Raw genomic sequence first — 22,855 nt, 5'->3', positions numbered from 1 at the left:
ATGTGAATATCATTACCAGTGCCTTCCCTCAGCGTAGAATGCGCCGCATGCGTAAACATGATTTTAGCCGTCGTCTTATGGCCGAAAATCAACTAACGGTCAATGACTTGATTTATCCCATGTTTGTTCTAGAGGGCACCAATCGCAGTGAAAAGATCGCCTCTATGCCAGGTATTGAACGTTACTCAATCGATTTACTACTAAAAGAAGCCGAAGAACTGGTTGAGTTAGGCATCCCATTAATTGCGCTCTTCCCTGTGACGCCTGCAGAGAAAAAGACCTTAATGGCAGAAGAAGCTTATAATGCCGATGCCTTAGTGCAACGTGCTGTACGTGAGCTTAAAAAAGCCTTTCCACAGCTTGGCATCATGACAGACGTAGCATTGGACCCCTTCACCACTCATGGTCAAGACGGCATCATAGATGAGACAGGCTACATTCTTAATGACATCACCACCGAGATCTTAGTGAAGCAAGCATTGTCACACGCCGAAGCCGGTGCAGACATAGTTGCACCGTCAGACATGATGGATGGCCGCATAGGCGCTATTCGCCAAGCCTTAGAAGCAGCAGGCCACGTAAACACCCAAATAATGGCTTACTCAGCAAAATACTCTTCGAGCTACTACGGCCCGTTCCGTGACGCAGTAGGCTCAGCAGGTAATCTCAAAGGTGGTAACAAACACAGCTACCAAATGGATCCTGCAAACAGTGACGAAGCCCTCCACGAAGTTGCACTTGATATTCAAGAAGGTGCCGATATGGTCATGGTTAAGCCAGGCATGCCATATTTAGATATAGTGCACCGCGTAAAAACTGAACTTGCAGTGCCTACATTCGCCTATCAAGTCAGTGGTGAGTACGCCATGCACATGGCCGCTATCCAAAATGGTTGGTTGGCCGAAAAAGCCATCGTTATGGAATCTCTACTTTGCTTTAAACGCGCAGGCGCAGACGGTATTTTAACTTACTTCGCTAAACGTGCCGCCCAGTGGCTTAAAGAAGCTTAGACCTAGCGGGTAGGACAGTGTATCAATAGAAGAAGGCAGCCTTATGGCTAATGCCGATCAGTTAAGACAGATCGCTTGACGATCTCGCTGAAAAGATCAAAATCCGATGACCTCATGTCATCGGATTTTTTATGCAACTCTCAGAAGCACTCGCTCGCACTCATATTACCCGCCTAACCGAATTTACCTGCTTAGCTGATGTGTTGGAGCCAGAGTTAATTCAATCTTGTTTGGACTCTCAGGGCGTTGCGACATTAAGACGGCGTAAATTGCCGATGGATGCGATGATTTGGGCCGTTATCGGAATGGCTTTGTTCCGAGGGGAGTCTATTCGGTCACTCATCAACAAACTCGACATTGTTTTGCCGCAAGAGATTGATTATGTTGCACGCAGCGCCGTGACTCAGGCTCGAAAACGATTGGGCAGCGAGGTTATTCGAGAAGTGTTTAGTCGCAGCGCTAATACCTGGCACGCGAGAGCTGAACATCCTCATTGGTGCGGTCTTAACTTGTATGGTGTTGACGGTGTAGTGTGGCGGACACCCGATAGTGTCCAAAATCAAGCCGCCTTTGCGCGCACCGCAAACGCTTCCGGCGAAGCGGCTTATCCGCAAATTCGCATGGTTTGCTTGATGGAGTTAAGCAGCCATTTGTTGGTCAACAGCGCCTTTGATTCGGTTGCCGAAAATGAAATGAACTTGGCGTCTCAGCTCATTTCTAGCATTCCCAATCACAGTCTAACCCTTTTTGACCGAGGATTTTACTCGCTCGGCCTTCTGCACGCTTGGCAGCAAGCGCAACCTAATAGCCACTGGCTGTTGCCATTGAAGAAAGGCACTCAATATGAGGTAGTGCGAACATTGGGAAAACATGACCAGTGGGTGAAACTCACCACCACGCCTCAGGCCAGAAAGAAATGGCCGCAGCTCCCTGATACCCTTGAAGCGCGTTTACTCACTAAGACAGTTAAAGGTAAGTCAGTCGCCATTTTGACCTCGTTGACTGACCCGATGCGTTACCCCAGCGAAGACATCGTCGACTTATATGCCCATCGATGGGAAATCGAACTGGGCTACAGAGAGATGAAACAACATCTGTTGGAGAGTCGTTTTACGCTACGCAGTCAACTACCGGAGCTGGTGATTCAAGAGTTGTGGGGCGTGCTACTGGCCTATAATCTCATTAGATACAAGATGTTGCTGATGGCTAAAAGCTTGCCATCGGTCCATCCTAATCAACTGAGTTTTAGGGATGCGGCGAGTTATATCATCTTCAAGTTGACACAACTGCCATCACAAACACCGGGGAATGTCCCGAGAGACGTATTGGATATAGAACGAAATGCACGGCAATTTAAGTTGGATGGTAAACGGGAAAGGGCTTATCCAAGAGTCCTTAAAATGAGCAAAAACAAGTATCCGGTGAGACCAAAGAAAAATGCCGTTCACTCTTAAGTGAACGGGATTAAGCCTTATGGCTGCTTTTTTGTATCTGGTCATTGATAGCTATGGGAACTAAATCAGCACATTTGGTGTTATGGAGAGAATGACGGGAGAAAAACTTACTAATGAAATTGAGATTAGGCAGAATTTCTGCAAATTGCAGACGCAAAAAAGCCAGCTTATTCAGCTGGCTTCGTTACATCTCAATGAGATAATTAGGCGCTTGGCGATGACCTACTCTCACATGGGGAGACCCCACACTACCATCGGCGCGTTTGCGTTTCACTTCTGAGTTCGGGATGGGATCAGGTGGTTCCACAAGGCTATTGTCACCAAGCAAATTTTGTATTCTAGGAAATGACACTAGATTGTAATGGTGCTGATACCCAGAATCGAACTGGGGACCTCATCCTTACCAAGGATGCGCTCTACCGACTGAGCCATATCAGCAATTCTATACTAATCAATTAAGATTATTTAAATTAGGCGCTTGGCGATGACCTACTCTCACATGAGGAGACCCCACACTACCATCGGCGCGTTTGCGTTTCACTTCTGAGTTCGGGATGGGATCAGGTGGTTCCACAAGGCTATTGTCACCAAGCAAATTCTGTTTATTACCGTGTCCATCTCTGGACCACGTTAATAATAATTCGGAAAGCTGATTTGCTTTGAGTCTTTAACTTTATCAAGTGTCGATATTCTGTCTAAGGCTTCTTTGTAAAACCCATCTGGGTTGTATGGTTAAGCCTCTCGAGTCATTAGTACATGTTAGCTCAACGCCTCACAACGCTTACACACCATGCCTATCAACGTCCTAGTCTCGAACGGCTCTTTAGAGGAATTAAATTCCTAGGGATGACTCATCTTAGGGCTCGCTTCCCGCTTAGATGCTTTCAGCGGTTATCGATTCCGAACGTAGCTACCGGGCAATGCCATTGGCATGACAACCCGAACACCAGCGGTTCGTCCACTCCGGTCCTCTCGTACTAGGAGCAGCTCCCTTCAATCATCCAACGCCCACGGCAGATAGGGACCGAACTGTCTCACGACGTTCTGAACCCAGCTCGCGTACCACTTTAAATGGCGAACAGCCATACCCTTGGGACCGACTTCAGCCCCAGGATGTGATGAGCCGACATCGAGGTGCCAAACACCGCCGTCGATATGAACTCTTGGGCGGTATCAGCCTGTTATCCCCGGAGTACCTTTTATCCGTTGAGCGATGGCCCTTCCATTCAGAACCACCGGATCACTATGACCTACTTTCGTACCTGCTCGACGTGTATGTCTCGCAGTTAAGCTGGCTTATGCCATTGCACTAACCGTACGATGTCCGACCGTACTTAGCCAACCTTCGTGCTCCTCCGTTACTCTTTGGGAGGAGACCGCCCCAGTCAAACTACCCACCAGGCACTGTCCCTAATCCCGATAAGGGACCTAGGTTAGAACATCAAAACTACAAGGGTGGTATTTCAAGGACGACTCCATCATGACTAGCGTCACAACTTCAAAGTCTCCCACCTATCCTACACATGTAGGTTCAATGTTCAGTGCCAAGCTATAGTAAAGGTTCACGGGGTCTTTCCGTCTAGCCGCGGGTATACGGCATCTTCACCGCAATTTCAACTTCACTGAGTCTCGGCTGGAGACAGCGTGGCCATCATTACGCCATTCGTGCAGGTCGGAACTTACCCGACAAGGAATTTCGCTACCTTAGGACCGTTATAGTTACGGCCGCCGTTTACCGGGGCTTCGATCATGAGCTTCTCTTGCGATAACCCAATCAATTAACCTTCCGGCACCGGGCAGGCGTCACACCGTATACTTCCTCTTGCGAGTTTGCACAGTGCTGTGTTTTTGATAAACAGTTGCAGCCACCTGGTATCTGCGACTCCCGTCAGCTTAGAGAGCAAGTCTCATCACCAACAGGAGCGTACCTTCTCCCGAAGTTACGGTACCATTTTGCCTAGTTCCTTCAGCCGAGTTCTCTCAAGCGCCTTGGTATTCTCTACCCGACCACCTGTGTCGGTTTGGGGTACGATTCCCACTAACCTGAAGCTTAGAAGATTTTCCTGGAAGCATGGCATCAACTACTTCAGTCCCTTAGGACCTCGTCATCAGCTCTCAGTCTGCACACTAAAGTGCGATTCCCCGGATTTGCCTAAGAAATCAACCTACCACCTTAAACGCGGACTACCAACGCCGCGCTAGCCTAGCCTTCTCCGTCTCTCCATCGCAGTTAGCGGAAGTACAGAAATATTAATCTGTTTCCCATCGATTACGCCTTTCGGCCTCACCTTAGGGGTCGACTCACCCTGCCCCGATTAACGTTGGACAGGAACCCTTGGTCTTTCGGCGAGGGGGTTTTTCACCCCCTTTATCGTTACTCATGTCAGCATTCGCACTTCTGATACCTCCAGCGTGGGTTACCCCTTCACCTTCAACGGCTTACAGAACGCTCCTCTACCGCGCATCTCTAATGAAATGCACCCGTAGCTTCGGTGACTAGCTTAGCCCCGTTACATCTTCCGCGCAGGCCGACTCGACTAGTGAGCTATTACGCTTTCTTTAAATGATGGCTGCTTCTAAGCCAACATCCTAGCTGTCTAAGCCTTCCCACATCGTTTCCCACTTAGCTAGTACTTTGGGACCTTAGCTGACGGTCTGGGTTGTTTCCCTTTTGACGACGGACGTTAGCACCCGCCGTCTGTCTCCCGAGTAGTACTCATTGGTATTCGGAGTTTGCAAAGGGTTGGTAAGTCGGGATGACCCCCTAGCCTTAACAGTGCTCTACCCCCAATGGTATTCGCTCGAGGCGCTACCTAAATAGCTTTCGAGGAGAACCAGATATCTCCCGGTTTGATTGGCCTTTCACCCCCAGCCACAAGTCATCCGCTAATTTTTCAACATTAGTCGGTTCGGTCCTCCAGTTGATGTTACTCAACCTTCAACCTGCCCATGGCTAGATCACCGGGTTTCGGGTCTACACCTTGCAACTAAACGCGCAGTTAACACTCGGTTTCCCTACGGCTCCGCTATTCGCTTAACCTCGCTACAAAATGTAAGTCGCTGACCCATTATACAAAAGGTACGCAGTCACGGTCTCAAGAACCGCTCCCACTGCTTGTACGTATACGGTTTCAGGTTCTATTTCACTCCCCTCACAGGGGTTCTTTTCGCCTTTCCCTCACGGTACTGGTTCACTATCGGTCAGTCAGGAGTATTTAGCCTTGGAGGATGGTCCCCCCATATTCAAACAGGATGTCACGTGTCCCGCCTTACTCGTTTTCATCAATGGTTAGTTTTCATGTACGGGGCTATCACCCTGTGCCGCTGTGCTTTCCAACACATTCCACTAACACCCCACTGACTTAAGGGCTAATCCCCGTTCGCTCGCCGCTACTAGGGGAATCTCGGTTGATTTCTTTTCCTAAGGGTACTTAGATGTTTCAGTTCCCCTCGTTCGCCTCGCAACACTATGTATTCATGTTGCGATAACAGCTTATGCTGCTGGGTTCCCCCATTCGGACATCGTTAGCTCAAATGCTTGTTACTAGCTCGCCAACGCTTTTCGCAAGTTACTACGTCCTTCATCGCCTCTGACTGCCAAGGCATCCACCGTATACGCTTAGTCGCTTAACCATACAACCCAAATGAGTTTCACTCATCTGAGTCGCATTGCGACCAGCTTGGTTTTACTTGTCTCACTTCTGACCAAAGAAGTGGACGCGCCTTAGACGTAAACTATTCAACTAAGAATAATTTACTTTTGAATATTCAAGACACTTAATAAAGTGTTTGAGAACTCATGTTCAATGCTTTCGCATTAAACGTTTTGTAATTAATTACATGACAGACTCATGCAATTAAATACTATCAGCTTTCCAAATTGTTAAAGAGCGGGCTTAAAAAAGCCAAAGATAATTTTTAAGTTTATCTTTGGCATCTCTATCCATAGTGCATATGCCTTATTACTTTGCAATAAAGTCAGAATAAGGTGTAAATGGTGGAGCTATGCGGGATCGAACCGCAGACCTCCTGCGTGCAAGGCAGGCGCTCTCCCAGCTGAGCTATAGCCCCATTTACATGCAGTGCGAGTAAGTAAGATGTTCCAAACCTCTAAAAGGATTGGTTTGCCAATCATTTCTTATCAAGGCGGACAGTGGCGACGTTTAGTTCACTAAACGAGTCACTTTCCAACGCTGAGAAGGAAGGATTGGTGGGTCAGAGTGGACTTGAACCACCGACCTCACCCTTATCAGGGGTGCGCTCTAACCAGCTGAGCTACAGACCCATCTTTGATGAACCTATTTAACTAGGTTTATCTTTTACTCTTTCTTCTATCAAGCAAATCTGTGTGAACACTCAACAAACATTAAGTTAGTCGTATAGGTAAGGAGGTGATCCAGCCCCAGGTTCCCCTAGGGCTACCTTGTTACGACTTCACCCCAGTCATGAACCACAAAGTGGTGAGCGCCCCCCCGAAGGTTAAGCTACCCACTTCTTTTGCAGCCCACTCCCATGGTGTGACGGGCGGTGTGTACAAGGCCCGGGAACGTATTCACCGTGGCATTCTGATCCACGATTACTAGCGATTCCGACTTCATGGAGTCGAGTTGCAGACTCCAATCCGGACTACGACGAGCTTTGTGAGATTAGCTCCACCTCGCGGCTTTGCAACCCTCTGTACTCGCCATTGTAGCACGTGTGTAGCCCTACTCGTAAGGGCCATGATGACTTGACGTCGTCCCCACCTTCCTCCGGTTTATCACCGGCAGTCTCCCTAGAGTTCCCACCATTACGTGCTGGCAAATAAGGATAGGGGTTGCGCTCGTTGCGGGACTTAACCCAACATTTCACAACACGAGCTGACGACAGCCATGCAGCACCTGTCTCAGAGTTCCCGAAGGCACTAAGCTATCTCTAGCGAATTCTCTGGATGTCAAGAGTAGGTAAGGTTCTTCGCGTTGCATCGAATTAAACCACATGCTCCACCGCTTGTGCGGGCCCCCGTCAATTCATTTGAGTTTTAACCTTGCGGCCGTACTCCCCAGGCGGTCTACTTAATGCGTTAGCTTGAGAGCCCAGTGTTCAAGACACCAAACTCCGAGTAGACATCGTTTACGGCGTGGACTACCAGGGTATCTAATCCTGTTTGCTCCCCACGCTTTCGTGCCTGAGCGTCAGTCTTTGTCCAGGGGGCCGCCTTCGCCACCGGTATTCCTCCAGATCTCTACGCATTTCACCGCTACACCTGGAATTCTACCCCCCTCTACAAGACTCTAGTTCGCCAGTTCGAAATGCAATTCCCAGGTTGAGCCCGGGGCTTTCACATCTCGCTTAACAAACCGCCTGCGCACGCTTTACGCCCAGTAATTCCGATTAACGCTCGGACCCTCCGTATTACCGCGGCTGCTGGCACGGAGTTAGCCGGTCCTTCTTCTGTAGGTAACGTCACAGCAACAGCGTATTAAGCTGCTACCTTTCCTCCCTACTGAAAGTGCTTTACAACCCGAAGGCCTTCTTCACACACGCGGCATGGCTGCATCAGGGTTTCCCCCATTGTGCAATATTCCCCACTGCTGCCTCCCGTAGGAGTCTGGGCCGTGTCTCAGTCCCAGTGTGGCTGATCATCCTCTCAGAACAGCTAGGGATCGTCGCCTTGGTGAGCCATTACCTCACCAACTAGCTAATCCCACCTAGGTTCATCCAATCGCGGAAGGCCCGAAGGTCCCCTCCTTTCCCCCGTAGGGCGTATGCGGTATTAGCAGTCGTTTCCAACTGTTATCCCCCTCGACTGGGCAGATCCCTAGGCATTACTCACCCGTCCGCCGCTCGCCGGCAAAGATAGCAAGCTATCTTCCCGCTGCCGCTCGACTTGCATGTGTTAGGCCTGCCGCCAGCGTTCAATCTGAGCCATGATCAAACTCTTCAATTAAAGTTTTGTTGCTTCGGTCTTGCGACTTCAGCGGCTCAATGAATTCTGATTTTTTTGTTTTTCGCACTCCTTATAAAAGAAGGGCTAAAACAAACTGTACATATTGCTATGAACACTCATTGTTACATTGATTTAAATTTTTGACTGCCAACCCTAAGGTTAAGCAGTTTCGATTAACTCAACACCTGTGAGTGTCCACACAGATTTGCTTGATAAATTGTTAAAGAGCGTTGACCACACACTGAGCTTTCAGCGGGTCAGGGCTGCGTATTCTACGCATTCCCGTTAGTGCGTCAAGTAGTTTTTTCAACTTTCTCAACACTCATCGTTTAGCTTGCTAACCGATGAACTGCTTGGCTTTCTTTGCTTAACTTGCGTTACGCTGTATGCCGTGTCAGTGGATGCGCATTATAGGGAGATTGAGAAAGTCCGCAAGGGCTTTTTTGAGAAAAATGGATCTTTTTTTAATACTTTCAGTTAGTCACACAATACCCCCACTTTATCCTCAGACTTATCCACAAAATGGGTTTTAACGGTTAAATTTGCTACAGCGATGGCTTTGCTTTAATGGCTATCGATAAGAGTGAAATGATGTTCAATGGGGAATAACGACGATTAGCGATATAAAGAAGAGTAAGAATGTAATCCGGATGACACGAGAGTCAGCGCGAGGCTTATAAAAGAGGAAATAAAAAGGCAACTTAGATAAGTTGCCTTTAGTGTGCGCTCTATTCTACTTATTCAGTAGGCTTAATCTGTCAGCAGATTAACTTAACTTGCCGTGACATTGTTTGTACTTGCGACCTGAGCCACAAGGACAAGGATCGTTACGACCCACTTTCTCACCATCACGGATCATCGGCGCTTGCGCAGTGACAGCTTCACGCTCATCACCACCGCCAACAAGCGACTCTGCCGCTGCGTGTTGATAGTCGCGCTGGATCTTGGCATCTTCTTCACGACGACGCGCTTCCATTTCTTCCACATCCGACTGAGCTTGAACTTGTACTTTCGACAGCACACTGATGACGTCGTGTTTCAAGGTATTCAATAGTTGTTGGAATAACTCAAACGACTCACGCTTATATTCTTGCTTTGGATTTTTCTGTGCGTAACCACGTAAGTGGATGCCTTGACGCAGATGGTCCATCGCCGCTAAGTGTTCTTTCCACAGGCCATCGAGCGTTTGTAGCATAACGGCTTTCTCGAACTGGCGTAACACTTGCGCGCCAACCATTTCTTCTTTCGCCTTATACGCATCGCCCCAAGCAGTGATAATACGCTCACGTAGACTCTCTTCATGCAGATCGTCTTCTTTATCTAACCATTCCTGGATAGGTAGTTTGAGCATAAACTCTTGGTGTAGACGTTGCTCTAAACCTGGGATATCCCACAGCTCTTCTACTGATTGTGGTGGAATATACTGATCGATGACCGCGCCAATCACATCGTCTTGAATGTTTTGGATAGTATCTTCAATACTTTCCGCATCCATCAACTCGTTGCGCTGAGCGTAAACCACTTGGCGCTGATCGTTGGCTACGTCATCAAATTCGAGTAATTGCTTACGAATATCGAAGTTACGTGCTTCAACTTTACGTTGAGCGTTTTCGATTGCGCGAGACACCCATGGATGCTCGATGGCTTCGCCTTCTTCCATACCCAGCTTTTTCATCATGCCAGAGACACGATCCGAGGCGAAGATACGCATTAAGCTATCTTCCATCGACAGGTAGAAACGTGATGAACCCGCGTCACCTTGACGACCCGCACGACCACGTAACTGATTGTCGATACGGCGTGATTCGTGACGTTCGGTACCTAGGATGTGCAAACCACCCGCGGCGACGACTTCATCATGACGAATTTGCCAATCGGCTTTGATCTTAGCTTTTTGCTCAGCTGTTGGATTATCGAGTTCATCGATTTCCATGTTCCAGTTGCCGCCAAGCACGATATCGGTACCACGACCTGCCATGTTCGTCGCAATGGTCACTGAACCAGTACGGCCAGCTTGCGCGACGATTTCAGCTTCTCGTTCGTGGAATTTAGCATTTAAGACTTCGTGCGGGATCTTTTCCTGCACCATTAAGCGCGCTAACAGTTCAGACTGTTCGATTGAGACTGTACCCACCAATACTGGCTGACCACGTTCGCGGCAATCTTTAATGTCTTTGATGATAGCTTGATATTTTTCATCGGCGGTCAGGTAAACCAAATCCGCCATATCCTTACGCACCATTGGACGGTTAGTCGGCACAACAACTGTGTCTAATCCATAGATGTGTTGGAATTCGAACGCTTCAGTGTCGGCTGTACCTGTCATACCTGCCAGCTTCTCGTATTGACGGAAGTAGTTCTGGAAAGTGATCGAAGCCAATGTTTGGTTTTCGTTTTGAATGTGCACGCCTTCTTTGGCTTCGACAGCTTGATGTAAGCCTTCTGACCAACGACGACCTGGCATAGTACGACCCGTGTGTTCATCGACTATGATGACTTCGTTGTCTTGTACTATGTAATCCACATCACGCTCAAACAGCGTGTGCGCACGGAGCGCCGCATTAACATGATGTAACAGGGAAATATTTGCAGCAGAATAGAGTGAGTCGCCTTCGGCTAACATGCCGCGCTCGATCAACAGGTTTTCTACTTTTTCTTGACCACGTTCGGTGAAATGCACTTGTTTGGCTTTTTCATCGATGCTGTAGTCACCCTCACCCACATACTCTTCCGTATCTTCTTTATCTTGACGGATAAGATTAGGGATCAAGGTGTTGATCTTGATGTATAGCTCAGAGCTATCTTCAGCGGCACCAGAGATGATCAGCGGTGTACGTGCTTCGTCGATTAAGATTGAATCCACTTCATCGATTAGGGCGTAGTGCAACGGACGTTGTACTCGTTCTTGCGGTGAAAACGCCATGTTATCGCGCAGATAATCGAAACCAAACTCGTTGTTGGTACCGTAAGTGATATCGGCGTTGTAAGCAGCTTTCTTTTCATGCTGACCCAAACCTGCCACGTTGATGCCGACGGTTAAACCGAGGAACTCAAACAGTGGGCGGTTATTCTCGGCATCACGACGTGCTAAGTAATCGTTCACGGTAATTACGTGAACACCTTTGCCCGTCAATGCGTTTAAGTATGCAGGCAAGGTGGCCGTTAAGGTTTTACCTTCACCCGTACGCATCTCCGCAATACGGTTACTGTCGAGCACCATACCACCGAGTAACTGTACGTCGAAGTGGCGCATCTCAAAGACACGCTTAGAGGCTTCACGTACTGTCGCAAACGCTTCAGCCATGATGCTATCTAATGATGCGCCGGCAGCTAAACGCTCACGGAACTCAGCGGTTTTCGCTTTTAATGCTTCATCGGTTAATTTTTCATAATCAGCTTCTAGTGCGTTAATGCTAATAACGATCTTTTGAAGCCCTTTAAGGGTGCGGTCGTTGCGACTACCAAATACTTTTGTCAGTAATTTACCAAACATCTGAATCACTTATTCTCTGTAGGCCAAGTCCATGATGGAAACTAGAAGCCAATGTTTCAATTAACTTGCTTTGCGGTAGACAAACTTTTGTGGATCTATCTGCTGTCCGCCGCGCAACACTTCATAATGCACATGAGCCCCAGTTGAGCGCCCAGTGCTTCCCATACTGGCGATTGCATCGCCTTTTGCGACCACATCACCTACAGTCACTGACAAAGCTTTATTATGGCCATAACGCGTATGTAAACCGTTACCATGGTCTATTTCAACCAACTCGCCATAACCGAACATGTTCCCAGCCCAAGTTACTACGCCTGCAGCAGTCGCAACAACTTTGGCACCTTCTCGGCCGGTAAAATCAATCCCCTTATGCACAGTCCTGCGACCGTTGAAAGGGTCATTACGTAATCCGTAGGGCGACGATAACCAACCTTTATCGAGTGGGATCCCTGATATATAACGTTCATCATCTATATGGTGGTTAGATGACACTGTTTCAAGTAGTGAAAGCTGAACATTATTATTGTCAATTCGTGATGCCAACTTATCCATATCGTCGATAAGCTGTCCGAGCTCGATGTTAGTGCCTAATTCGCTCAAACCACCCACACCCACTTCGGATGAGAAATCAAAATCTTCATCCAATTTGTTCTGCTGGGCAACTTGTTGACCTAAGGCTTCGAGACGGGTGATCTTGGCTTGCATACGTGCAACATGAGTCACTAGCATAGCCAGTTGAGACTCGGTAGCACTTTTTAGCTCTAAGACTTGTTTCTTTTGTTGTTCGCGTAAGAGACGATCGTTATCGACACTGGCTTGCTGATCTTGAAATCGAGCTGAGTTGTGTTGATAAATACCGGACCCAGTGGCCAACAATAGTATTGGAAGTAGCAACCAGCGTTTACTGGGCTGCCAGCGTGTGACGCCATTCCGACCTTGAATAAATACTGTTACACTCATAGCCTAATTCAGCCATCTTATTATCATATGAAAAAGCCCCCTCAAGATCTCAGCCAATTACTGCATCAATCGGGAAAATTACCCGACCTTGCTGAGAAAGCGGAACTACTTATGTATCTGAATCATCATGTGAAGCAGATTATCGCAGGTCCTGTTGCGGAGCAGCTAAAAGTCGCTAATTTCCGCCAGGGTGTTCTTGTGGTTGAAACCACTTCGGCGGCCTGGGCTGCACGAATTAATTTCCAAAAGCCAAAGCTACTAGCGCAGCTTCAAGCAGAAACGCTCCCAATCCTTACCGCAATCGAAGTTAAAGTCAACCCGAGATTAGCAATGTATGACGCAAAGCCTAAACAGGGACACAAAGAATTAAGCCCTGCGGCAGCGGAGCATATTGCGGCATTAGCGGAAAATATTGGCGGTTCACTGGGCGAAAAACTAAAACGGCTGGCCTCATTGGCCAGCCGTGATAAATAATCTCACCGCTTTTTAAGCAAATACAGCGCCACCTGGCACGGTAAAGCTGACGGGAACATCGGCTTCTTTTTCAAAGCTAACCAACTCCCACGCATCCTGTTGCGCCAATAAAGCACGCACCAATTGATTGTTCAGCGCATGACCGGTTTTATACGCAGTAAACTCACCTAAAATAGCGTGTCCTGCCACGTATAGATCACCAAACGCATCTAGAATTTTGTGCTTAACAAATTCGTCCTCATAACGCAGGCCGTCGGGATTAAGGACGCGATATTCATCAAGTACAACTGCGTTCTCCATGCTGCCGCCCAACGCTAGGTTGTTGGCTCGCAGATATTCGATATCACGCATAAACCCAAAAGTACGGGCGCGGCTGATATCTTTCACGAAAGCAGACGTTGAAAAGTCCATCACCACATGCTGTTGGCTACGAGCGATCTCTGGGTGCGCGAAGTCAATTTTAAAATTGACTCTAAAACCTTTAAAGGGTTTTAGCTCGGCCCATTTGTCGCCATCTTCAACACGCACAGGGCGCTTAATCTTTAAGTACTTCTTAGGTGCGGCCTGCTCTTTAATACCCGCAGACTGCAATAAGAAGACGAACGGGCTCGCACTGCCATCCATAATAGGAATTTCAGGCGCGTCCACTTCGATTACGGCGTTATCTATGCCTAAACCCGCAAGTGCTGCAAATAAATGCTCAATGGTCGAGATACGAATACCTTCGTCATTGACAAGTGCCGTACACATAGTGGTTTCACGAACTTGCTCTGCCTTCGCTGGAATGGAGACGGCAGGACTCAAATCAGTGCGCACGAGTACGATCCCTGAATTAACGGGCGCGGGCATTATGCTCAAAGTGACCTTGTTGCCAGAATGCAATCCGACACCAGTAGTTTTCACCATTTTCTGAACAGTTCTTTGAAATATCATTCAGTTACCCGTTTATATGCCAATTATAAAGCCTAATATTTGTACACTCAGCGTCGGCAAATTGGCCGCACTGGTTCAACATAATAACATAACTTTATTACGTCACACAAATGCAGCTATGCTGTGGTATTGCCCAAAACGAGCAACACCTCACATATACGCTGGACTCAAACGCTATCGCTAGTCGGCTTGCTTACGCAAAAATGCTGGAATATCAAGATAATCCAACTCATGCTTTGTCGATGGTGCAGGCTGTGGCGCTGGCTGTGGTGCCGCTGGCAATACGTTGCCTTTTGGCGCAGCGTAGTTCACATGTACCGCTTCTTCGACATAGGCTTCGACTTTTGGTTCCACAACCACTGGCTCTGGACGAGGCGCAGGCTTAGACACCAATTGAATATCTGGACGCTTTTCAGCACCAATACCCGTAGCAACAACCGTTACACGCAGCTCATCACTCATTTCTGGGTCGATGACAGCACCAACAACCACAGTCGCGTTGTCAGAGGCATAAGCCTTAACGTGATTACCCACGGTTTCGAATTCTTCGATACTCATGTCCATACCCGCAGTGATGTTAACTAACACACCACGCGCACCGGCTAAGTCGATGTCTTCTAATAATGGGCTGGCAACAGCAGCTTCAGCCGCTTCTTCAGCACGGTCTTCACCGCGAGCGACGCCTGTACCCATCATGGCATTACCCATTTCAGACATCACAGTCTTCACGTCGGCGAAGTCGACGTTAATTAGACCTGGACGAGTGATAAGCTCGGCAATACCTTGTACCGCGCCAAGTAACACGTTATTCGCTGCGGCGAACGCATCGAGTAAAGAAGTGCCACGGCCCAATACTTTTAATAATTTTTCATTTGGAATCGTGATTAACGAATCCACGTGCTTAGCCAGCTCAGCAATACCTTGCTCAGCATAAGCCATACGCTTTTTCCCTTCGAATGGGAAAGGCTTAGTCACAACCGCAACGGTCAGAATACCTTCTTCGCGAGCGATTTGAGCGACAACTGGTGCAGCACCAGTACCTGTACCACCGCCCATACCGGCAGCGATAAAGATCATGTCTGAGCCTTTGATCGCCGCGCGAATGTTTTCGCGGTCTTCTTCAGCTGCTGCACGACCCACATCTGGGTTTGCCCCTGCTCCGAGACCTTTAGTGACATCACGTCCTAATTGAATCGTTGAGCCTGCACCTGATTTTCTCAGGGCCTGAGCGTCTGTATTGGTAACGATAAACTCAACACCTTCAATGTTGTGTTTGACCATATGTTCGACAGCGTTACCGCCGCCGCCGCCAACGCCGATGACTTTAATCACCGCGTCGTCTGAGTGAGTATCCATGATCTCAAACATTGTCTGATCTCCGTGTTGCCTGCGATATGAAAATTAAAATTCGCCCTTAAACCAGCTTTGGACCCGATTCCAAGCGCTAGTTACCCCTTGGCGCTCAGGACGTTCGAACTGACGTTCGATCACCCGTCGTGCACCGTAATGAAGCAGTCCGACTCCAGTGGAGTAAATAGACTGGTCCACGTATTCATATAAACCTTTGATCGGTAGCGGTGACGCTACACGAACTGGCATGCCGAACGTCGCTTCCGCAATATCGACCACACCTTGAATCGACGCTGTGCCACCTGTGAGCACAATACCTGCGGCGATTTGATCTTCTAATCCACTATCTTTCAACTCTTTAAGTACTAACTCAAACAGCTCTTGGTATCTTGGTTCTACCACTTCGGCGAGCGTGTGACGTGACATGCTACGTGATGGACGTCCACCTACCGATGGCACTTCGATACTGTCTTCGCGGCTCACCATAGAGCTGCGCGCACAGGCGAATTGCACTTTAATTTGTTCAGCATGTGACGACGGCGTGCGGAAAATCTTCGCAATGTCGTTGGTCACTTGGTTGCCCGCAACTGGCACAACCGCACAATGACGCAAGGCGCCGTTGGTATATACCGCAATATCTGTGGTGCCACCGCCAATATCGACGATACACACACCTAAGTCTTTCTCATCGAAGGTCAGCACGGCATCGGCCGAAGCAATCCCAGAGAACACTAAATCGTCGACCTTAAGACCACAACGCTCAACGCTCTTAGTGATGTTCTTCGCCATATCATTGGCGCAGGTCACTATGTGTACCTTGGCTTCCATACGCATGCCAGACATACCGATTGGGCTGCGAATGCCGTCTTGCACGTCGATCGCATATTCCTGTGGCAGCACATGCAAGATGCGACGTTCGGTCGGGATCTTCACCGAGCGAGCCGTGTGGATCACGTTATCAACGTCTTCCTGTGTCACTTCTTCATCGTTGATCGAGACCATGCCGTTTTCGTTTTGGCAGGCGATGTGTTTACCAGAGATGCTCAGGTAAACCGATGACACTTGGCAATCGGCCATTAATTCCGCTTGATCGAGCGCACGTTGCACACTGCGAACGATCGAATCTAAATCGTTAACACCACCTTTATCCATGCCCCTTGAGGGATGGTTGCCAAGGCCGACTATGCTGATTTCGCCATCGGGCAGAACTTCGCCTATGATCACTGCGACCTTAGAGGTTCCTATGTCCAATCCGACGATAAGGTTTCTATCTTGGTTTTTGATCATTAATTATCGGCTCTCTTGTTTGTGCATCGCCCCAGCCTACGGCCAACCCTGTGTCGTAGCGCAAATCTACTCTGGCAACGGATTTCTCTTGTTTCGCCAAAACCGGATAAACTGTAATAAATCGCTGTATCCGTGCAATTTTATCTTCTCGACCTAAATCTAAAACGATGCCGTTTCCTAAGGTCGCGTGCCACGCATGTCGTGGCGTCAAATACAAACTGGCTAAGGTAAAGCCATTAATCTTTAACAGGGAGTTGATCTGTGCATAGACAGTCAACACCTCAAGGCCCATATCGTCTGGCCCAGATAACTGCGGTAAATGCTCCAACTCTGGATGCGATGGCGCTTCAAACACTTCACCATGCACATTCAACCAGGAGTCGCCATTCCAATGGGCCGCCGGCTGCTGCTCTTGCAAATACACCCTGAGTTTCGCTGGCCACTCACGTCTTACCGACGCGCGATACACCCAAGGTAAGTCTTCTAACGCCTGTTGCACTAAGGTGATGTCAGCACTAAAAAAACTCCGCTGCATTAAATCCTGTAGTGCCACTTGTATATCTTTATCTGTGGTGTAAGCCCGCTCACCTTTGATGGCAACGGCCTCTATCGGCAAGGTGCTGGCATCATTTAAAAACTTATGTAACTGGTATCCACCAAATACAAAACTGGCCACGATGAAGAATAAAAAGCCAGCCCCGCTCCACAGATACCAATTAACCCGTGACATTCTTGCCCGCCAGTGCCGCCTCTTATCACTCCAAGACACGCTTCATTCCACCTTTAACGACACTCATTAAAAACCACAGAAAACCGGCCATTATATAGACCAAAATCCTTTGGTCAAAATTTCCTTTTCCTCGCAGATCAAGCGCTAAAGATCAGCTTGCTTGCGCAGGTAATTCCGCAACGGCAAAGCCCAATTCTGTCGTCGCTAACAATCGCGACAGGGCGCCAATATTACCTGCACCTTGGGTGAGTAATAAATCCCCCTCTTGCAATACATCGGGCAATACCTCTGCGAGCTGATCAGGACTGGCGATAAAGATCGGATCTAACTGGCCACGCAGGCGAATTGAGCGACATAAAGCTCGGCCATCGGCACCAGTGATCGGCGCTTCACCCGCACTATAAACATCGAGCAACAGTAAACAATCCACTTGGGATAACACTTCAACAAAGTCTTCATACAAATCACGGGTACGGGTGTATCTGTGTGGCTGATACGCCATAACCAGACGTTTGTCGGGCCAACCTGCACGGGCAGCTTTAATGGTCGCGGCGACTTCACTGGGGTGATGGCCATAATCATCGACTAACATAACTTCGCCCTTAGGCGTAGCAAACTTGCCCAAATGCTGGAAACGACGACCTATACCTTGGAACTCCACTAACGCCTGAGTAATGGCGCTGTCGTCGATTTCATCTTCGGTCGCGACCGCAATCGCAGCCAAGGCATTAAGCACGTTATGTTGACCCGGCAAGTTAAGTACCAGATCGAGATCAGCTTTGCCTTTACGTCTCACCGTGAAACGACACTGATGCCCTTGCTGACTGAAATTCAGCGCTTGCACGTCCGCATCGTCACTAAAACCATAGGTCACGAGTTGACGACCAATCCGCGGCATGATTTCACGCACTACAGCATCGTCGATACACACAACTGCGACACCGTAGAACGGCAAGTTATGTAGGAAATCCACGAAGGTCGATTTCAATTTTTCGAAATCACCGCCATAGGTATCCATGTGATCGGCTTCAATGTTAGTTACCACACTGACCATAGGCTGCAAATGCAGGAAGCTCGCATCACTCTCATCAGCTTCGGCAATCAAGTAACGGCTGGTGCCTAATCTGGCGTTGGTACCGGCACTATTGAGCAAGCCACCAATCACGAAGGTAGGATCCCGTCCCGCTTGACCATACACGCTGGCGATAAGGCTCGTTGTCGTCGTTTTACCATGGGTGCCAGCAATCGCCACACCATGACGGTAACGCATCAACTCAGCTAGCATTTCGGCGCGACGCACGATAGGAATACGTAATTCTTTGGCAGCAAGGATTTCTGGGTTTTCCAGATTAATCGCCGTGGAGACCACGACCACATCCACTTGCTGCACGTTTTCGGCGGCATGACCAATTTGGATCTTGGCACCGAGCAAACACAATCTGTCGGTCACGGCATTTTGCGCGATATCCGAACCACTCACCTGATAGCCTTCGTTCACTAACACTTCGGCGATCCCGCCCATGCCCGCGCCGCCAATGCCGACGAAGTGAATACGCTTAATACGGCGCATTTCTGGGATCATGCTTCTCAGTTGTGCATATCTTTCTGTCTTAGTCATGCTTATCCTTTCTCAGCAAGGCTGATGCACACTGCGGCAACTTGTTCAGTCGCATCCAGTACGGCAACGTCTCTCGCTCTTTGGCCCATACGGGCTAATTCTGTTCTGTCATTGGCAAGCAGTTGTAATTTGCCCGCCAGTTTATTCACGTCCAAGATGGCCTGTGGCAATAGGAAAGCTGCGCCAGCCTCAACCAATACTTGGCCGTTACGGGTTTGGTGATCATCCACCGCATGGGGATAAGGCACCAGAATACTCGGTAGCCCCACCGCCGCTAACTCAGACACCGTCAGCGCACCGGCGCGGCACAATACCACATCAGCCCAGCGATAAGCGGCTTCCATGTCGTCTATAAACTCGGCGATATTCACGCCGCCATCCTGCCCATGTTGCTGATAAGCCGCCTTCACGCCCGCAAGATTATCTTTACCCACTTGATGCCAAACCGTAACGGACTGTTGCTGACTCAGAATCGCAACCGCTTCGGGCATCAGATCGTTAAAGACTTTGGCGCCAAGGCTGCCACCGACAACTAATACTTTTAAGGCTTCATCAGCCTCTGGCTTTGGTTCTGCGCCTAAGGCAATCAATTCTTGGCGAATCGGATTACCAACAACCTTGGCCTTCACTGTGGTAAAGGTATTTTTAAAGGCACATAACACTTGCGTCGCAATCCGCGACAACAACTTGTTCGTCATCCCTGGGATGGCATTTTGCTCATGTAGTACCAACGGAATACCCGCTAATCTTGCCGCCACACCACCTGGGCCACTGGCGAATCCGCCCATGCCAAGCACGACATCGGGTTTAAACTCAGCAATCACGGCCTTAGCCTGCAATATTGAGCGCACCACTTTAAAGGGCGCCGCGAGTTTACGTATCAAACCATTGCCGCGCACACCTTTGATATCAATGAAATCAATATCAAATCCATACTGGGGCACTAAACGCGCCTCCATACGATCAGCCGTGCCTAACCAACGCACTTGCCAACCCTGTTGAGCTAGATACTTAGCCACTGCCAGCGCCGGGAACACATGTCCTCCCGTACCACCCGCCATGACTAAAATACGTTTTCCTGCTGGGGTCATCACTTCAATCTCCCTTGCACGGCCTGAACTAATGTCATGCGCCGCTCGTAATCAATGCGTAGCAACATCATGGCTGCCGCCGTCATGACCCATAAACTACTGCCGCCGTAGCTGATAAAAGGCAATGTCAGTCCTTTGGTCGGTAACATGCCGATACTCGCGCCGACATTAACCACAGTCTGGAAACATACCCAAATACCAATGGCGTAACCTAAATAACCTTCGAAGGGCTTATCCATGGCTAAGCACAAATTGCCCAAACGAATCGATCTCAGTGCCACAAACAGCAGCACAGATAACACGGCGATAATACCGATAAAACCTAATTCTTCGCCGATCACGGCGAAGATAAAGTCAGTGTGCGCTTCGGGCAGATATTCTAATTTTTGAATACTGTTGCCCAGCCCTTGGCCAAACCAATCGCCACGGCCATAGGCCATCAAAGATTGCGTCAACTGGTAACCGCTACCGAAGGGATCTTGCCAAGGATCCATAAACGATGTCACCCGGCGCATACGGTAAGGTTCTAATAACACCAAAGCCACAAACGCCAACACGCCGGCAAAAATCAGGGCGAAGAAGTCGAGCAAACGTGCACCCGCTAAAAACAGCAGGCCAACGGTACCGACGAACAACACCACAACCGTCCCTAAGTCGGGCTGCATCAAAATCAGCACAGCGTAAATGGCAAATACCGCAATCGGTTTATAGAAACCCTTAGCGTTCTCGCGCACTTCCTGATGACGACGCACTAAATAGCCCGCCATGTAGATAGCAAAGGCAAACTTAGCGACTTCCGCCACTTGGATGCGTATTGGGCCTATCGATAACCAACGCGTCGCGCCGTTTACCGTAGTACCGACCACTAAAACCGCCAGTAACATCAAGCCCACAACCAATAGCAGCATGGGACTCCAGCGCTGCCAAGTTTGCATTTCAACTCTTAATACAAATGCCGCAATGGCTAAGCAACCCACTAAATAACCCACATGGCGAGTCATAAAATAAAACGGGTTACCCGTGAGCGTTTGCGCTTCTGGCATTGAGGCCGACATCACCATCACAAAGCCAAAGCCAATCAAAGACAACACAGCCGCGAGCAAAGCGCGGTCGTACAATTGCACGCCCGGCACTTCGGTATCACGTTGCCAATTGGGCATTGCTGAACGCAAACGCTCAAATAGGCTGAGTTGTCTTACATCACTCGCCATTGAGTTGCTCCACAAGGTTTCTAAAATCGTCACCTCGAGCCATAAAGTTACTGTACATATCTAAACTGGCGCAGGCTGGCGACAATAAAACGATATCGCCTGAGGTCGCCAATTCAGCGGCTTTCGTTACCGCTGCCGCCATAGTCTCGACTCTGACCGCGCCGTCTTTTAAAGCGGCAATCTTTTTGCCATCGCGACCTAAGGTAATGAGGTGTGTTACTTTCGCTAATGCCACGCCTAAAGGTTTAAAATCAGCACCTTTACCGTCACCGCCAGCAATCAAAATAATATCGCCTAAGTGATCACTTAAACCATCGAGCGCGGCAACGGTGGCGCCGACGTTCGTCGCTTTTGAGTCATTGACATAGGTCACACCATTCTTAATCCCAACCACTTCACAACGATGGGATAAGCCAGTAAAGCTACGCGCCACTTTCGCCATAACCTGCTTATCAACACCGACAACATCCACAAGCGCCATTGCTGCGAGTAGGTTGGCATGGTTATGACTGCCAATCAGGGAGACTTCTGTGATCGGCATGATTTCGCTGCTGCCGTGATAAATCTTGCTGTCGCTGATGCCCCATTCGTCCGCTTCTGGCGCAGCTAAACCAAAACTGTTTTGGTTCATTGGCTCTGGCGGTACGGTCAGTTTATCGTCGCGATTAAACAGCACGGCGCGACTTTGTTTGTATAAACGTAATTTAGCTTCGCGGTAGGCAGCGATATCGCTGTATCTGTCCATGTGGTCTTCGCTGATATTCAAACAGGTCGCCACCACACACTTAAGGCTATGGGTGGTTTCCAGTTGAAAGCTCGACAACTCAAGCACAAATAAGTCAGCATTTTCATGCAGTAAATCCAGCGCAGGCACACCGATATTGCCACCAACGGCAACGGCGATACCCGCTTCCCTTGCCATTTCGCCCACAAGCGTAGTGACAGTTGATTTACCGTTAGAGCCAGTAATACCGATAACGCAAGGTTTACGGTCAGCAATCTCACGGGCAAATAGCTCCACATCGCCAATCACTTCGATGCCCATATCCACAGCGGCACGCACCTCTGGGGTATAAGTGGCAATGCCGGGACTGATAATGATCTGCGTCGCTTGCACGAGATAACGGCAATCGAATCCGCCAGAAATCAGCTTCACATCAGGAAAAGACGTCGCTAATGTTTCGGCGCCCGGAGGCTGCCGACGACTGTCCATGACCAATGGCGTAATGCCCTTTCCACACAAATAGCGCACGACGGACAAACCCGTTGCCCCTAAACCTAACACTATGTGTGAGTACTGATTTTGCATAACCAA

At 48.9% G+C, this 22,855-nt stretch carries 13 protein-coding genes, 3 tRNA genes and 4 rRNA genes; 3 read left to right on the top strand and 17 right to left on the bottom strand.

Going from position 1 to position 22,855, the window contains the following annotated elements; genetic code table 11:
- Nucleotides 1–2 precede the first annotated feature (2 nt).
- Nucleotides 3–1,010, top strand: coding sequence for a porphobilinogen synthase (gene hemB, locus OX890_RS04355; RefSeq protein WP_006087116.1), 1,008 nt, complete (start codon nt 3–5; stop codon nt 1,008–1,010).
- Nucleotides 1,011–1,141: 131 nt separating this feature from the next.
- A complete protein-coding gene (locus tag OX890_RS04350) occupies nt 1,142–2,464 on the top strand; it encodes an IS4-like element ISSba6 family transposase (protein WP_126491032.1) in 1,323 nt (440 codons plus the stop codon).
- Between the two features lie 209 nt (nt 2,465–2,673).
- Here the strand turns inward: OX890_RS04350 and rrf (OX890_RS04345) are convergent.
- The 9 genes from rrf (OX890_RS04345) to OX890_RS04305 form a co-directional block, all read right to left on the bottom strand.
- Nucleotides 2,674–2,789: ribosomal RNA gene (gene rrf, locus OX890_RS04345) — 5S ribosomal RNA — on the bottom strand.
- A gap of 37 nt (nt 2,790–2,826) precedes the next feature.
- Nucleotides 2,827–2,902: transfer RNA gene (locus OX890_RS04340), tRNA-Thr, on the bottom strand.
- A gap of 38 nt (nt 2,903–2,940) precedes the next feature.
- Nucleotides 2,941–3,056 (bottom strand): 5S ribosomal RNA (rrf, locus tag OX890_RS04335).
- Between the two features lie 136 nt (nt 3,057–3,192).
- A 23S ribosomal RNA gene (locus OX890_RS04330) occupies nt 3,193–6,097 on the bottom strand.
- 362 nt (nt 6,098–6,459) lie between these two features.
- Nucleotides 6,460–6,535: transfer RNA gene (locus OX890_RS04325), tRNA-Ala, on the bottom strand.
- A gap of 137 nt (nt 6,536–6,672) precedes the next feature.
- Nucleotides 6,673–6,749: transfer RNA gene (locus OX890_RS04320), tRNA-Ile, on the bottom strand.
- A 99-nt stretch (nt 6,750–6,848) separates the two neighbouring features.
- Nucleotides 6,849–8,393 (bottom strand): 16S ribosomal RNA (locus OX890_RS04315).
- The 16S, 23S and 5S rRNA genes sit together here with 3 tRNA genes alongside, the layout of an rRNA operon.
- 766 nt (nt 8,394–9,159) lie before the next feature.
- Nucleotides 9,160–11,886: a preprotein translocase subunit SecA gene (secA, locus tag OX890_RS04310; RefSeq protein WP_268650590.1), complete on the bottom strand. Its 2,727-nt coding sequence runs from the start codon at nt 11,884–11,886 to the stop codon at nt 9,160–9,162.
- Nucleotides 11,887–11,946: 60 nt separating this feature from the next.
- Nucleotides 11,947–12,846 carry a M23 family metallopeptidase gene (locus OX890_RS04305; protein ID WP_268650145.1) on the bottom strand — a complete coding sequence of 300 codons (900 nt, stop codon included), beginning with the start codon at nt 12,844–12,846 and terminating at the stop codon, nt 11,947–11,949.
- A 27-nt stretch (nt 12,847–12,873) separates the two neighbouring features.
- On the opposite strand from OX890_RS04305, the gene OX890_RS04300 reads away from it, so the two are divergent.
- A complete protein-coding gene (locus OX890_RS04300) occupies nt 12,874–13,320 on the top strand; it encodes a DUF721 domain-containing protein (RefSeq protein WP_006079900.1) in 447 nt (148 codons plus the stop codon).
- A gap of 12 nt (nt 13,321–13,332) precedes the next feature.
- Here the strand turns inward: OX890_RS04300 and lpxC are convergent, their stop codons facing one another.
- The 8 genes from lpxC to murD form a co-directional block, all read right to left on the bottom strand.
- The gene (gene lpxC, locus OX890_RS04295; RefSeq protein ID WP_006079899.1) at nt 13,333–14,253 is read right to left on the bottom strand and encodes a UDP-3-O-acyl-N-acetylglucosamine deacetylase; all 921 of its coding nucleotides are present in this window, start codon (nt 14,251–14,253) and stop codon (nt 13,333–13,335) included.
- 180 nt (nt 14,254–14,433) lie between these two features.
- Nucleotides 14,434–15,621: a cell division protein FtsZ gene (gene ftsZ, locus OX890_RS04290; RefSeq protein WP_006079898.1), complete on the bottom strand. Its 1,188-nt coding sequence runs from the start codon at nt 15,619–15,621 to the stop codon at nt 14,434–14,436.
- Between the two features lie 33 nt (nt 15,622–15,654).
- Nucleotides 15,655–16,890, bottom strand: coding sequence for a cell division protein FtsA (ftsA, locus tag OX890_RS04285; protein WP_006079897.1), 1,236 nt, complete (start codon nt 16,888–16,890; stop codon nt 15,655–15,657).
- Nucleotides 16,871–17,620 carry a cell division protein FtsQ/DivIB gene (locus OX890_RS04280; RefSeq protein ID WP_012586608.1) on the bottom strand — a complete coding sequence of 250 codons (750 nt, stop codon included), beginning with the start codon at nt 17,618–17,620 and terminating at the stop codon, nt 16,871–16,873. The genes ftsA and OX890_RS04280 overlap by 20 nt, the downstream gene beginning before the upstream one ends.
- 151 nt (nt 17,621–17,771) lie before the next feature.
- Entirely contained in the window at nt 17,772–19,238 is a 1,467-nt protein-coding gene (murC, locus tag OX890_RS04275) for a UDP-N-acetylmuramate--L-alanine ligase (protein WP_006079895.1), read from the bottom strand.
- 2 nt (nt 19,239–19,240) lie between these two features.
- The gene (murG, locus tag OX890_RS04270; RefSeq protein ID WP_006079894.1) at nt 19,241–20,329 is read right to left on the bottom strand and encodes an undecaprenyldiphospho-muramoylpentapeptide beta-N-acetylglucosaminyltransferase; all 1,089 of its coding nucleotides are present in this window, start codon (nt 20,327–20,329) and stop codon (nt 19,241–19,243) included.
- Nucleotides 20,329–21,540, bottom strand: coding sequence for a cell division protein FtsW (gene ftsW / locus OX890_RS04265; RefSeq protein WP_126491030.1), 1,212 nt, complete (start codon nt 21,538–21,540; stop codon nt 20,329–20,331). The genes murG and ftsW overlap by 1 nt, the downstream gene beginning before the upstream one ends.
- The gene (murD, locus tag OX890_RS04260) at nt 21,530–22,849 is read right to left on the bottom strand and encodes a UDP-N-acetylmuramoyl-L-alanine--D-glutamate ligase (RefSeq protein WP_126491029.1); all 1,320 of its coding nucleotides are present in this window, start codon (nt 22,847–22,849) and stop codon (nt 21,530–21,532) included. The genes ftsW and murD overlap by 11 nt, the downstream gene beginning before the upstream one ends.
- Nucleotides 22,850–22,855: the final 6 nt, after the last annotated feature.

It is taken from the genome of Shewanella sp. DAU305 (assembly GCF_026802235.1).
GTDB classification, from domain to species: Bacteria; Pseudomonadota; Gammaproteobacteria; order Enterobacterales; family Shewanellaceae; genus Shewanella; species Shewanella baltica.
The sequence above is the reverse complement of the archived record's forward strand: the minus strand, read 5'-3'. Positions and strand labels throughout refer to the sequence as shown.